Raw genomic sequence first — 13963 nt, forward strand, 5'->3', positions numbered from 1 at the left:
ATTCTCCCACCGCGCCGAAACACCACCGCGGATCTCCGGCATCGATCTGTATGCGAAACGAGGCGTCACTCTCCCATGGCTCTGTCAGGTCTGCGCACAGCGCTCACGGCGAACCCCTCCTATCGGCGCGTCGCCTCGGCCGCCGCCCATCCCGCGGGGGAACGCACCGACGAGCTGCAGATCTCCTCGACCACCGGACTTCGACCTGCGCTGATCGCCGAGATCGCGACCCAGCTGCGCGGCACGAGCCCCACCGGCACGCTGCTGGCGGTGACCGCCACCGACCGCGAGGCCGACGAGCTGGCCACCTCGCTCGCCGCATACGCCCCGGAGGCCGCGGTGGCGCACTTCCCCTCCTGGGAGACCCTGCCGCATGAGCGGCTCTCTCCACGCTCGGACACTGTGGGACGTCGGCTCGGGGTGCTGCGCCGACTCGCCCACCCGGACGAGGCCGGAGGCGTGCTCGACGTCGTCGTCGCTCCGGTCCGGGCCGTGGTGCAGCCGCTGGTCGCCGGGCTGGGGGATCTCGCACCGGTGCGGCTGAAGGTCGGCGAGTTCGCCGACTTCGACCAGACCGTCGCACAGCTCGCCGATGCCGCCTATTCCCGGGTCGACATGGTCACTCGGCGCGGCGAGTTCGCCGTGCGCGGCGGCATCCTCGACATCTTCCCGCCCACCGAGCCGCACCCGGTGCGCATCGAGTTCTTCGGCGACGAGGTCGAGCAGATGCGCTGGTTCGCCGTGTCCGATCAGCGTTCGCTCGACACCGAGTCCACCGAACACCCGGAGGTGCTCGACGCCGCGCCCTGCCGCGAGCTGCTGATCACCGACGCCGTGATGGCCCGCGCCAAGGAGCTGATCATTCAGATGCCGCACGCGGTGGATCTGCTCACCAAGCTCGCCGAAGGCATCGCCGCCGAGGGCATGGAGTCCCTGGCCCCGGTCCTGGTGCCCGAGATGGTGCCCTTCGTGGACCAGCTGCCCGCCGGCTCGCTCACCGTGGTGATCGAGCCGGAGAAGACCCGTGGGCGCGCCCACGACCTGGCCGCCACCAACGAGGAGTTCCTCGCCGCCGCCTGGTCCGCCGCCCCAGACGGCGCGGCCGCACCGCTGGACATCAGCGGAGCGCAGATCGGCAGCGAACAGCAGGGCCTGTCCGCCGGCGGCTTCGCCAGCCTCGCCGAGACCCGCGAAGCCTCCATCGCCCACGGCGCCGGCTGGTGGTCGATGACCTCCCTGGGCCTCGATGAGGAGCTGGAGCAGGACGCCGACATCGTCTCGATCGCCTCCCGTGAGCCGATCGGCTACCGCGGCAGCGTCGAAGACGTGATGACCTTCCTCGCCGAGCGCGCCAAGGCGAACTGGTCCGTGGTGGTCACCACCGCCGCCTCCGGCTCCGCCCAGCGGGTCCATGAGCTGCTCACCGAACACGACGTTCCCTGCGTCCGGGTGGACACCCTCGAGGAGACCCCTGCCCCGGGCACGATCACGATCTCCACCGCCAACGTCTCTGAGGGCTTCGCAGTGGACCCGCTGCAGCTGGCGCTGCTGACCGAGTCCGAGATGCTCGGCCGCGCCATCCGGCAGGACTCCGGCTCCGCACGGAAGGTGCCGGCCCGGCGTCGTCGCCATGTGGTGGACCCGCTGGCGCTGAAGCCGGGGGACTATGTGGTCCACGAGCAGCACGGCATCGGCCAGTTCGTGGAGCTGATCCAGCGCAAGGTCGGCTCCCCGCAGGCCATCAAGGCCGGCACCGCGGGCATCCGGGAGTACCTGGTCCTGGAGTACGCCGCCTCCAAGCGCGGCGGCGCGAAGGACCGGCTGATGGTCCCCACCGACCAGCTGGATCAGGTCTCCCAGTACGTGGGCGGCGAGGCGCCGTCGCTGTCGAAGATGGGCGGCAGTGACTGGTCCCAGACCAAGCGCAAGGCCAAGAAGGCGGTCAAGGAGATCGCCGGGGAGCTGATCAGGCTCTATGCGGCACGCATGGCTTCGCGCGGGTTCTCCTTCGGCCCCGACACTCCGTGGCAGGGGGAGCTCGAGGACGCCTTCCCCTACGCCGAGACCCCGGACCAGCTCACCGCCACCGATGAGGTCAAGGCGGACATGCAGCGCGAGATTCCGATGGACCGGCTGATCTCCGGAGATGTCGGCTACGGCAAGACCGAGATCGCCATCCGCGCCGCCTTCAAGGCCGTGCAGGACGGCAAACAGGTCGCCGTGCTGGTGCCCACCACGCTGCTGGTCTCCCAGCACTATGAGACCTTCACCGAGCGCTACGCCGGGTTCCCGGTGCGGGTGGCGCCGCTCTCACGGTTCCAGACCGCCAAGGAGTCCAAGGAGACGATGGCCGGTCTGCGCGAGGGCAGTGTGGACATCGTCATCGGGACCCACCGGCTGCTGTCCAAGGAGGTCGACTTCCACGACCTGGGCCTGGTGATCATCGATGAGGAGCAGCGCTTCGGCGTCGAGCACAAGGAACAGCTCAAGAAGATGCGCACCAATGTGGACGTGCTCGCCATGTCCGCCACCCCTATCCCGCGCACCCTGGAGATGTCCATGGCCGGGATCCGGGAGACCTCCACGCTGGCCACACCGCCGGAGGAGCGGCACCCGGTGCTCACCTACGTGGGCCCCTACACCGATAAGCAGGTCTCCGCCGCGATCCGCCGCGAGCTGATGCGCGAGGGACAGGTGTTCTTCGTGCACAACCGGGTCTCCTCGATCGACGCGACCGCCGCCCGGATCCGGGAGCTGGTCCCTGAGGCGCGGGTGGAGGTCGCCCACGGGCAGATGAGCGAGACCCGGCTCGAGCAGATCATCCAGGACTTCTGGGAGAAGCGCTTCGACGTGCTGGTCTCCACCACGATCATCGAGACGGGGCTGGACATCTCCAACGCCAACACCCTGATCGTGGATCGGGCCTCGACCTACGGGCTCTCCCAGCTGCACCAGCTGCGCGGACGCGTGGGACGTTCCCGGGAGCGCGCCTACGCCTACTTCCTCTACCCGGCCGAGAAGCCGCTGGGCGAGGTCGCCCTGGAGCGGCTGCGCGCGGTGGCGGCGAACAACGAGCTCGGCGCCGGCCTGCAGCTGGCCATGAAGGATCTGGAGATCCGCGGCGCCGGCAACATGCTCGGCGGGGAGCAGTCCGGGCACATCGCAGGGGTCGGCTTCGACCTGTACCTGCGCCTGGTCGGCGAGGCTGTGGCCGATTACCGCGGGGACACCGAGGAGACCTTCACCGAGGTCAAGATCGAGCTGCCGATCAACGCCCACCTCCCGCATGACTACGTCCCGGGGGAGCGGCTGCGCCTGGAGGGCTACCGCAAGCTCGCCGCCGCGGACACCGAGGAGAAGATCGCCGAGGTCATCACCGAATGGCAGGACCGCTACGGGGACCTGCCCGACCCGGTGACCAACATCGTGGAGGTGGCCCGGTTCCGCAACCGCGCCCGGGCAGCGGGGATCCACGACGTCGGCACCCAGGGTCAGTTCATCAGGTTCGGCCCGGTGACCGAGCTGGCGGAGTCCAAGGCGATGCGCCTGGAACGGATGTACCCGGGCAGCCAGCACAAGGTCACCATGAAGCAGGTGCTGATCCCGAAGCCGAAGACCCGCGGCGTCACCGGGGTGGAGCTCACCGATTCAGAGCTGCTGGCCTGGCTCAATCAGGTGTTCGAGGCGATCTTCCCGCCGGTCTGATCCGCCGCCGGTCGGCGCAGCGCGGAACGGGGCAGCCCGTTCAGCGGCAGCGACAGCGGGCTGCGGTTCACGAGCATGCCCAGGCCCCAGCACAGCAGCAGGGCCGCCAGGGTGCGCAGCGGCGGGTTCTCCAGCGCGAAGAGGCGCAGCAACAGGTACAGGATGATCGCGTGGGCGAAGACCACGAAGGTCGCGGTCTGCACCAGTTCCGAGATGACGACGCCGAGGATCCGCCCGCGCCGCGGCTGGGTCAGCACGGTCGAATCGTCACCGTCCGCAGAGCTCGTGCTGGTCCGTTGCGGGCGCGGCCCGCCGAGCAGCGCGTTGACGGCGCTGGAGAAGACCAGCACCAGGCCGATGCTGATCAGCACCGAGACGGCCGGCGAGAGCAGGAACGTCCCGAAGCCTGAGTACTTGATGTTCATCGTCCGGACGCCAGCGGCCACGGCGCCGAAGCCGACACTCAAGCAGAGCAGCCCGAGCCACGGCCTGGCCGGCAGGCTCAGTCCGCGCGGGGAGCGCATGAAGCGGCCGAACCAGTGCCCGGCCAGCATGAACGCCATGCAGGCCGGTGCCAAACCGATCCCCAAGGGGGTATAGCCCATGACAGATCCTGGGATCTGCGCCACCGCGAGGCCGCCGACCGCCACCGCGACGCCGACCCACCAGGGCTGGCTGAGCACCGCGCGCAGCAGCAGCGCGGCGAAGAAGAGCACGGAGATGAACCAGAAGACCAGGAAGGGCATGTTCGTCATGGCGCCGCCGAAGAGCGCCTGGGGAACGGTCATCGGGTCGAACGGCCACGGGGTGGGGACCATCGCCAGCACCGCGACGCTGAGCAGCACGAACCAGACCAGATAGGGCAGGGCCAGGCTGCGGCTGCGGGCGAGGAACTCCTCACGCACGGTCCGCGAGGTGGAGAAGAAGAACCCGGCCAGGAAGAAGAACAGCGGCATCCGCCAGATCTGCAGGTACTCCGCCCCCGGCATCCCGGCCCAGGCGTGGCCGAGGACCACGGCGGCCACCGAGATGACCCGCAGCAGGTCGATGCCGAGATTCCGGGCGCGCACAGGTCGTGGCGCCGGAGCGGTCATGTCAGCTGAAGGTCGAAGCGAGGTCAGCGGACGTGTGGCTCCGCCGCCGACTCTCGCGAAGAGCTGGCGCGGGAGGCCATGGCGTCGAGCGGCTCACCGTGCTCACCGTGGAGGTCCTGCTGCTCCAGGGAGTCCGAGCGGCCGATGACCTCCTTGGCGACGAGGAACGAGCCGCAGTACAGGACGATGAAGATCATCCCGGGCAGCCAGACCTGATCCAGATCCCAGAAGTACAATGCGACGATCGAGCCGACGAGCATGAAGAAGACGAAGAGGAACGCGACGAAGTTCCCTACAAAATTGCCCTGGCCCGAATAGGCCTTGACCTTACCGTTGCTGATCATGTGCTCCCCTTAGGATGCGGTGCGGTCTGCTGGACGCCCATCTCAGTAGCTCCCGGCAGCACCCGATGTGCTGGAATCTCTAGGCTCCACGATATCAAGAGAGGAGCTCGCTCCGATGCGTGTGGCGCCGGCGGACACCATCGCGACGGCGTCGTCATAGCTGCGCACTCCGCCGGAGGCCTTGATGCCCAGCCGGCCACCGACCAGGGAGTGCATCAGGGTGATGTCAGCGAGGGTGGCTCCGCCGCCGGCGAACCCGGTGGAGGTCTTCACGAAGTCAGCCCCGGCCGCTTCCGCGGCCCGGCATACCAGCTCCTTCGCTGACTCGCCGAGCAGCACCGTCTCCAGGATCACCTTGAGGATCGCGCCGCCTGCGTGGGCGGCGTCGGCCAGCGCACGGATCTGCGCCTCGACGTAGCTGTGGTCACCGGCATTCGCGGCGGCGATGTCCACCACCATGTCCACCTCCTGGGCGCCGAGCTGAACCGCCTCCACGGTCTCCGCCAGCTTCGACGCGGTGGTCGAGGCTCCCAGCGGGAAGCCGACCACGGTGCAGGTCTTGACCTCGGTGCCGGTGAGCTCCGCGGCGACCAGCGGCACCCAGCGCGGGTTGATGCAGACCGCGGCGAAGGAATGGGTGCGCGCCTCGGTGACGATCCGCCGGATGGTGGCCTCATCGGTGTCAGGCTTCAGGGCGGTGTGATCGATCAGCGGTGCCATCTCGGCGGGGGTGGGGGTATGTGACATGGGCGTGCTCCTGGAGGGTCAGTGGGAGGGGCAGGTGGGGCTGGACGGCGGGCTGGTCAGCCCAGCAGGGACTCCATCGAGGTGCGCAGCTGTTCCAGGCGCTTGGCCGCCTGGGCGCGGGCCGCGCCGATGGCCTCGGGGTCGGCGTTGATTCCGGGGGTGTCCGCCACGGCTTCGAGGTAGCACTTGACCTTCGGCTCGGTGCCGGAGGGCCGGACGATCACCCGGTCCCCAGCCTCGGTGAGGTAGATCAGAGCATCGGTCTTGGTCGCCTCGCTCAGCTCCGTGCCGGGCAGCGGATCCCGGGTCAGGTCCAGGGACTCGACCACGGGGGAGCCGGCGATCTCCACTGGAGCCTGTGCGCGCAGCGCCGCGGTGACCTTGCCCAGCTCGGAGAGGTCGTTGACCCGGATGGTGACCTGGCCGGTGACGAAGACTCCGGCCTCGGCGGCGATCTCGTCCAGGGCGGCGATCAGGCTGGTGCCGCGGGCCTTCAGCGAAGCGGTCATCTCCGCGAAGATCAGCGCGGCAGAGACGCCGTCCTTGTCCTTGACGTGTTCGGGGTCCACGTTGAAGCCGATGGCCTCCTCGTAGCCGAAGCTCATGTGCTGGACCCGGGCCAGCCATTTGAACCCGGTCAGCGTCGCGGCATGTTCGACGCCGCGGACCTCGCACAGCCGCGCGAGCAGCCGGGAGGAGACGATCGAGTTCGCCAGCACCGGGGCGCTGCCGTCGGCCTGGGGGCGCAGCGGTCCGCGTTCGAGCAGGTGGCGGCCCAGCAGGGCCCCGATCTCATCACCGGAGAGCTGGCGCCAGGCGCCGGCCGACTCGTCATAGACCGCCGCGGAGAGCCGATCAGCGTCGGGGTCATTGGCCAGCACCAGGTCTGCCTGCTCGGCCTCGGCGGCCTTCAGTGCGAGGTCCAGGGCGCCGGGCTCCTCAGGATTGGGGAAGTCGGCCGTGGGGAAGTCGGGATCCGGTTCGAACTGCTCGGCCACCGGGGTCACGGTGAACCCGCCGGCACGCAGCAGCGAGGTGACCATCTCCCCGCCGACGCCGTGCATCGCGGTGTAGACCACGTGCAGGTCGCGCTGCGGGTAGGTCTCCGGATCCAGCAGCTCCAGGGCCTCGCGCTCGTAGCTGCCGCGGGCCTCATCGGTGACGGGGTGCGGCTCAGCGTCGCCGGCGGAGGCGCCGGCGCCGTCAGCGGCCCCAGCGCCGACCTCCGCGGCGGGTGCGGGTGTGTCCGCCAGTTCGGCGATCCTTGCCGCGATGTCCTGATCCACCGGTGGCACGATCTGCGCACCGACCCCATGGCCGTGGGGTTCCAGGAAGCGGGAGAGCTCCCCGCCGAGGTAGACCTTGTACCCGTTGTCTTGGGGCGGATTGTGGCTCGCGGTGACCATCACACCGATCTCGGCGTCGAGCACCAGCACCTGGCGGGCCAGCAGCGGGGTGGGTCCCGGGCGGGTGAAGAGGTGGACCTCCCAGCCGGCGGCGGAGAAGATCTCGGCGGTGTCGGCGGCGAACTCGTCGGACTGGTGGCGGGCGTCGTAGCCGATCACGATCTTGCGCGCCCCGCTGCGCATCAGGTCCTGCGGGTTGTCCGCCTGCTGCTGGGCCTTGGCCAGCTGCTCCTCGGCGTAGCTGAGCATCCCCGCCGCCGTCTGGCGGACCACCAGGCGGTTCATCCGCAGCGGTCCCGGACCCAGCTCCGCGCGCAGCCCGGCGGTGCCGAAGGCGAGCCGCCCGGCGAAGAGCCGTTGAAGCTCTGCGGTCGCCGAGGCGTCCGAGTCCTCGGCGCGCTGCAGCAGCTGCTGCAGCTTGGACCGGGTGTCGGCGTCCGGGTCCTGGTCGATCCAGCGGCGAACGGCAAAGATCAGCTTCTCGGTCATGGCGGTCTGCTCCCTCATCTCGGTCGGGGTATCGGGTCTGGGTCGGTCGGTCATCGGTGCAGGACAGAAGTGGAGAGCGACGGGCTCGGCGCGTGAGGCTCGTCAGAGCTCACGCTGATCAGGGCGCCAGGATGCGCCCGATGACCTCTGCCAGCAGGGCGGATATCCGCGGGGCGGCCTGGCGTCCGGCGTCGAGGACCTCGCTGTGGCTCAGCGGCTCCGGGGAGATGCCGGCGGCCTGGTTGGTGACCAGGGAGATGCCGAAGACCTCCATGCCGGCGGCGCGGGCGGCGATCGCCTCCAGCGCGGTGGACATCCCCACCAGATCGGCGCCCAGCGTTCCGGCCATCCTGACCTCGGCGGGAGTCTCGTAGTGCGGGCCGGGGAACTGCGCGTAGACACCCTCGGGCAGATCGGGATCGACTTCCCGAGCCGCTGCACGCAGCCGGCTGGAATAGAGGTCGGTCATGTCCACGAAGTGCGCGCCGCGCAGGGAGGAGATGCCGGTGAGGTTGAGGTGATCGGAGATCAGCACCGGGGTGCCGGGCTTCCACTGCGGGTTCAGCCCGCCGCACCCGTTGGTCAGCACCATGGTCGCCGCACCCGCAGCGGCGGCGGTGCGCACCCCATGGGCGACGGCGTCGACTCCGCGGCCCTCGTAGTAATGGGTGCGCGCGCCGATCACGAGCACATGCGCGCCCGAGGGGGTGCGCAGGACCTTCAGCGTGCCGCTGTGGCCGGAGACGCCCGAGGCATGGAAGCCGGGAACCTGTTCGGCGTCGACCTCCGCGATGAGCTCACCAAGCCTGGCGGCGGCCTCACCCCATCCGGAGCCCAGGGTGCAGGCCAGGTCGATCGAGTCGACGCCGGCCTGGTGCAGCAGCTCTCGCGCGGCCTCTTCGGCGCGCAGGTTCGCCGGGGCGGTCGGGTCATCGGTGGAGGTCAGCTCCGGAGGCGCGCCGAGTGGGTCGCCGAGTGGGTCGCCGAGCGGGGCGCTGGTGGGGGCACTGTGCTGGGTCTGGACTCTGTCGTGGCTCACATGGGTCAATCTACAGTCTGGGTGGGACACAGCGGCAGGCTGACGCGATGGATCTGGCTCCACGGCGCGCCGCAGCGGCTCTCGAATCGCCGCGAGCTGACGGACCGGTCAGGTCGAGTCTTCGAGCTTGCGATGTCACATCCCTGTGTGGCGTATGACATTGCTGTCTCAACTGGGCAGAATGGGGCGGTGACTCCAACTAATATGCAACGACGCTTCGCCCCTGACCGCATCGCCATCCTCGGTGGAGGCCCGGGAGGCTATGAAGCCGCTATGGTCGCCGCCGACGCCGGCGCGGAGGTCACCATCATCGAGGAGAAGGGCCTCGGCGGCTCCGCGGTGCTCACCGACGTGGTTCCGTCCAAGACGCTGATCGCCACCGCCGACGCGATGCGCCGGGTCAACATCTCCACCGCCTTCGGCGTGCGCTTCGGTGAACATGCCAGCGGCACCGAGGGTGCGGCCGGCGACGAGGCCAAAGAGGCAGAGGCCTGGGCCGACTTCTCCAAGGTCAACGAGCGCCTGCTCAAGCTCGCGCACAGCCAGTCCCGCGACATCCACGCCACTCTGGAGTCCTATGGGGTGAGGGTGATCATCGGGCGCGGCAAGCTCGTGCCGCCGCACAGCATCGAGGTCACCTCTGGGGAACATGCCGGTGACGTGGTCGTCGCCGACGCGATCATCGTGGCGACCGGCGCTCACCCGCGCGAACTCGGCTCCGCAAAGCCGGACGGCGAACGGATCCTCAACTGGACCCAGGCCTACAACCTCACCGAGGTCCCGGAACACATGATCGTCGTCGGCTCCGGCGTCACCGGCGCCGAGTTCGCCTCGGCCTACCGTCGGCTCGGCGCCGAGGTCACGCTGGTCTCCTCCCGCGACCAGGTCCTGCCCGGGGAGGACGCCGACGCCGCCACGGTGCTGGAGAACTCCTTCAAACGCGTCGGAGTCCACGTCGCGTCACGGACCCGCGCCGAGTCCGTGGAGCGCACGGAGGACGGGGTCGATGTCCGGCTCACCAACGGTGAGGTGCTGCACGGCTCGCACTGCCTGATGGCGGTGGGCGGGATCCCGAACACCGCCGACCTCGGGCTCGAGGAGGCCGGGGTCGAGATCTCCGAATCCGGCCACGTCCAGGTGGACACCGTCTCGCGCACCACGGCCAACAACATCTACGCCGCAGGGGACTGCACCGGGGTGATGCCGCTGGCCTCCGTCGCGGCGATGCAGGGCCGTGTGGCCGTGGCCCATATGCAGGGCGAGAGCGTGAAGCCGCTGAAGCTCCACCAGGTCGCCTCAAACGTGTTCACCTCCCCGGAGATCGCCACGGTCGGGGTCACCCAGGAACAGGTCGACTCCGGAAAGTACCAGGCCGACGTGATCAAGCTCGACCTGGCCACCAACGCCCGGGCCAAGATGATGAACATCCGTGAAGGCTTCGTGAAGATCTTCTCGCGCAAGGGCTCCGGCACCGTGATCGGTGCCGTCGTCGTCGCCCCGCGCGCCTCCGAGCTGATCTTCCCGCTCGCGCTGGCCGTGACGCACAAGCTGCACGTCGACGACGTCGCCACCACCTTCACCGTCTACCCCTCGCTGACCGGCTCGATCTCCGAAGCCGCCCGCCGACTCCACCTTCACGTCACCGACCCGGAGGACTGACCCGCATGAGCAGCCCCACGCCCCCCGAACCGGTGAAGCCGGGAAGCGCGACGCCGCGCACCCCGACCGCGGTGGATGCCTTCGCCGAGGACTACTTCGAGCGGCTGCTCGCCCTGGACCCGGAGGAGGCGACGGTGCTTGGCCGCCCCGGCGTGGAGACCGAGTACGCCGACTACTCCCCGGCCGGACGCGAAGAAGTCGCGCAGCTGCAGCGCGAGACGCTGACCCGGCTGGCCGGGCTGACGCCAGCGGACCGCATCGACGAGGTGACCCTGCATGCGATGGCCGAGCGGATCGGGCTTGACGTCGCGCTGCACGATTCCGGGCGGACCGAGCTGAACAACCTGGCATCGGCACCGCAGGGAGTGCGGATGGTCCTTGAGCTGATGCCCGCGCAGACCGAGCAGGACTTCCTCCACATCGCCGGGCGGCTGCACAACCTGCCTGCCGCGCTCGAAGGCTACTGGGCCTCGCTCCAAGCCTCCGCCGAGCGAGGCCAGGTCCCCGCCGTACGCCAGGTCCAGGCGGTGGCGCAGCAGTGCCGCAGCTACGCCCGCGACGACGGCGCGCTCGCCGGCTACCTGCACAGCGGCCAGCAGGCCCAGGTCAGCGGGACCACGCAGGACGCCCTGGCCGCCGGCACCGCCGCCGCGCAGCAGGCCTACCGGCTGCTGGCGCGGCGCCTCGAGGAAAAGCTGCTGCCCCAGGCTCCGGCGGCCGACGCGGTGGGGATCGAGACGTACCGGCTGGCCAGCCGGTACTTCACCGGCACCGCGCTGGACCTCCAGGAGACCTACCGGTGGGGCCTGGAGGAGCTCGCCCGGCTCGTCGCCGCTCAGGAGGAGGTCGCCCAGCAGATCAGCCCCGGCGCCTCCGTGGAGGACGCCAAGGCGATCCTTGACGCGGATCCCACCCGGCAGCTCTCCGGGACGGCTGCGCTGCAGGAATGGATGCAGCGGCTCTCGGACGAGGCGATGGCGGCCCTGAAGGACGTGCACTTCGACATTCCGTCCCCCATGGACGCCCTGGAATGCATGATCGCGCCGACCCAGGACGGCGGGGTCTACTACACCGGACCCAGTGACGACTTCTCCCGGCCGGGCCGGATGTGGTGGTCGGTGCCTGAAGCGGACGAGCGCTTCACCACCTGGGCGGAGACCACCACCGTCTACCACGAGGGGGTCCCGGGGCATCATCTGCAGATCGCCACCGCCACCCTGGTGAAGGACCGGCTGAACTCGTGGCGGCGCCACGGCAGCTTCGTCTCCGGCTTCGCCGAGGGGTGGGCGCTCTACGCAGAGCAGCTCATGGCCGAACTGGGATTCCTCGCAGACCCCGGAGACCTGATGGGGATGTATGACATGCAGCGGATGCGCGCGGCCCGCGTGGTCTTCGACATCGGGGTTCACTGCGGCTTCGACGCCCCAGCAGAATGGGGCGGGAAGCCCTGGACCCCTGAGCAGGGCAAGGAGTTTCTGCGCGCCCACCTTCCGATCTCGCCGGCGCAGCTGGACTTCGAGTTCACCCGCTATCTCGGCTGGCCCGGTCAGGCGCCGTCGTACAAGGTCGGACAGCGTGTCTTCGAGCAGATCCGCGCCGAGCGTGAGGCGGTCGCCCGGGCAGCCGAGGAGCCATTCGACCTGCGTGCCTTCCACACCGAGCTGCTGGGACTCGGCATGATCGGGCTGGACACGATGCGATTCGCGATGCGGCCATGAGACTGCGCCCCGGCCGGAACCGTGACTGGCCGGTGAGCCCTGCGGTGCAGACCTCCGCCGGGCGGGTGGAGCTGCGCCCCCTGCGGCCCGAGGACGAGCATCGCTTCATGGCGCTGCGCGTGCTCAACAGCGAGTGGCTGCAGCCCTGGGACGCCACCACCCCCGAGAATCCCGATCCCCGCGATTCCGCCGCCAGCTTCCGGCAGATGGCTCGCCACCTGACCCGCAGCGCCCGGACCGGCACGCACCTGCCCTGGCTGATCTGGTTCACCGCCGACGGCGGAGCGCCCCGGCTGGTCGGTCAGCTGACGGTGGGCCCGATCATCGCCGGCTCCGCGCAGACCACCTCCCTGGGCTACTGGCTCGACGAGGGACATGCCGGGCGGGGGATCACCCCGATGGCCGTGGCGCTCGCGGTCGACCACCTCTTCTTCGAACGCGGACTGCACCGGGTGGAGATCGCCGTTCGTCCGGAGAACGCAGCGAGTCTGCGGGTGGTGGAGAAGCTGGGATTCCGGGAGGAAGGAATGCGCCTGCGGTTCCTGCACATCCACGGGGCCTGGCGCGACCACAGGTGCTTCGCGCTGACCCGGGAAGAGATCGGCGACGGTCTTGTGGCGCGTTGCCGCGGATCACAATCCGGTGTCGGATAGGCTCACCCTGTACTTCATGAAGGGCAAGGGGGCCAGAGATGCTGGGCATGGAACACACCGAGAGCGGTTTCCTCTCCGCTGTGCAGGGCCTGCCCATCCCCTCCTCCGCGCTCATCGCCCTGATCGCCGTGCTCTTCCTGGGCGCCCTGGTCCTGCGCGGACGGCGCCAGGCCAGCAGCTTCACCGAGGCCGCGCCCACGGTTCAGGACGGCCCGACGATCACTCGGGAAACCTCCCTGCGGTCGCTGCCGGCCTCCACCGAGCCGATGACCAGCACCACCGCCCACCCCGACACCCACCGAGGGGCGACAATGTCTTCCACCACTGAGTCCTCAGCCACCGCGTCTTCCACCACCGAGTCTTCCACCACCGAGTCTTCACGCTCGGCCTCCGGGTTCCAGCTGCACTGGGGTCGCACCCTGGTGGCGCTCCTCGGAGTGCTCGCTCTGCTCACCGCCGTCGTCACCGGGATCCTCGCGCCGCTCACCGCGGTGCCCGCAGCGCTGCCGCTCAGCGCCGCTGGCGTGTTCCTGCTCGCACTGGTGGCCATGAGGACCATGGCGGTGCTGCGCCGACGCAGCCGGCGTCGAGCGCGCGTGCAGTCCGCCATCGAAGAAGCGATGAATCCGCTGCAGTCCAGCCCCTGGGTGAATCCGGCCGACGCCGGGCTCTTCGACGCGCTGAGCGCCGACGACCGTGGCGCCGGGGGCCCGAACTCCTTGCAGCAGATCGACGAGGACGGACTTCCCGTGGGACTGGAACGCACCTTCGGGGCTGAGGTGCAGACCGCGGGCCCGGTCCTGGGCGATGCCGCTGAGCCGGTCGGCCCCTGGCAGCCGCGTTCCGTGCCGCGACCGAAATACCTGGACCTGGACAAGGCCGAGCGGATCGAGCCGGAGGCGCTCGCGGTGCAGACCCCCGTGCCGCGCAGCGACGTCAAGCTCACCCAGCGCCGCTTCCTGGACACGTCGGCCCCCGCTGAGCAGACCCCGGCGGCCCAGCAGAGCTCCACAGAGCAGAACCCCCCGGTGGACCAGATCAAGGCCCCGAAGCATGATTCGATGAACCTCGACGAAGTACTCAAGCGCCGGCGCGCCTGATGTCGCGAG

At 69.6% G+C, this 13963-nt stretch carries 10 protein-coding genes; 5 read left to right on the forward strand and 5 right to left on the reverse strand.

Annotation, left to right across the window (positions count from 1 at the left end):
- Positions 1-75: 75 nt before the first annotated feature.
- Positions 76-3705, forward strand: a complete 3630-nt coding sequence (gene mfd / locus LTH96_RS12000) for a transcription-repair coupling factor (protein WP_241466136.1) — start codon at positions 76-78, stop codon at positions 3703-3705.
- On the opposite strand, the gene LTH96_RS12005 is transcribed toward mfd, so the two are convergent.
- The 5 genes from LTH96_RS12005 to LTH96_RS12025 form a co-directional block, all read right to left on the reverse strand.
- Positions 3672-4799, reverse strand: coding sequence for an acyltransferase family protein (locus LTH96_RS12005; protein ID WP_241466138.1), 1128 nt, complete (start codon positions 4797-4799; stop codon positions 3672-3674). The two genes, mfd and LTH96_RS12005, sit on opposite strands and share 34 nt — an antisense overlap.
- A gap of 23 nt (positions 4800-4822) precedes the next feature.
- A complete protein-coding gene (locus tag LTH96_RS12010) occupies positions 4823-5143 on the reverse strand; it encodes a hypothetical protein (RefSeq protein WP_241466139.1) in 321 nt (106 codons plus the stop codon).
- A gap of 42 nt (positions 5144-5185) precedes the next feature.
- The gene (gene deoC, locus LTH96_RS12015; RefSeq protein ID WP_241466141.1) at positions 5186-5890 is read right to left on the reverse strand and encodes a deoxyribose-phosphate aldolase; all 705 of its coding nucleotides are present in this window, start codon (positions 5888-5890) and stop codon (positions 5186-5188) included.
- Between the two features lie 56 nt (positions 5891-5946).
- Positions 5947-7803 (reverse strand): phospho-sugar mutase, encoded by a 1857-nt coding sequence (locus LTH96_RS12020; protein WP_241466143.1) that lies wholly within the window; start codon positions 7801-7803, stop codon positions 5947-5949.
- Between the two features lie 100 nt (positions 7804-7903).
- The gene (locus LTH96_RS12025; RefSeq protein ID WP_370644447.1) at positions 7904-8731 is read right to left on the reverse strand and encodes a purine-nucleoside phosphorylase; all 828 of its coding nucleotides are present in this window, start codon (positions 8729-8731) and stop codon (positions 7904-7906) included.
- A 297-nt stretch (positions 8732-9028) separates the two neighbouring features.
- Here LTH96_RS12025 and LTH96_RS12030 point away from each other — a divergent pair, with 297 nt between their 5' ends.
- Genes LTH96_RS12030 through LTH96_RS12045 form a run of 4 tightly spaced genes read left to right on the forward strand, consistent with a single transcriptional unit; the run spans position 9029 to position 13954 of the window.
- On the forward strand, positions 9029-10483 hold the full coding sequence (locus tag LTH96_RS12030) for an NAD(P)H-quinone dehydrogenase (protein ID WP_241466296.1): 1455 nt from the start codon (positions 9029-9031) through the stop codon (positions 10481-10483).
- A 5-nt stretch (positions 10484-10488) separates the two neighbouring features.
- A complete protein-coding gene (locus tag LTH96_RS12035; protein ID WP_241466145.1) occupies positions 10489-12201 on the forward strand; it encodes a DUF885 domain-containing protein in 1713 nt (570 codons plus the stop codon).
- On the forward strand, positions 12198-12854 hold the full coding sequence (locus LTH96_RS12040) for a GNAT family N-acetyltransferase (protein WP_241466146.1): 657 nt from the start codon (positions 12198-12200) through the stop codon (positions 12852-12854). Before LTH96_RS12035 ends, LTH96_RS12040 begins: the two co-directional genes overlap by 4 nt.
- A 47-nt stretch (positions 12855-12901) precedes the next feature.
- Positions 12902-13954, forward strand: coding sequence for a hypothetical protein (locus LTH96_RS12045; RefSeq protein WP_241466148.1), 1053 nt, complete (start codon positions 12902-12904; stop codon positions 13952-13954).
- Positions 13955-13963: the final 9 nt, after the last annotated feature.

Source organism: Nesterenkonia sp. LB17, assembly GCF_022565915.1.
GTDB lineage: Bacteria > Actinomycetota > Actinomycetes > Actinomycetales > Micrococcaceae > Nesterenkonia.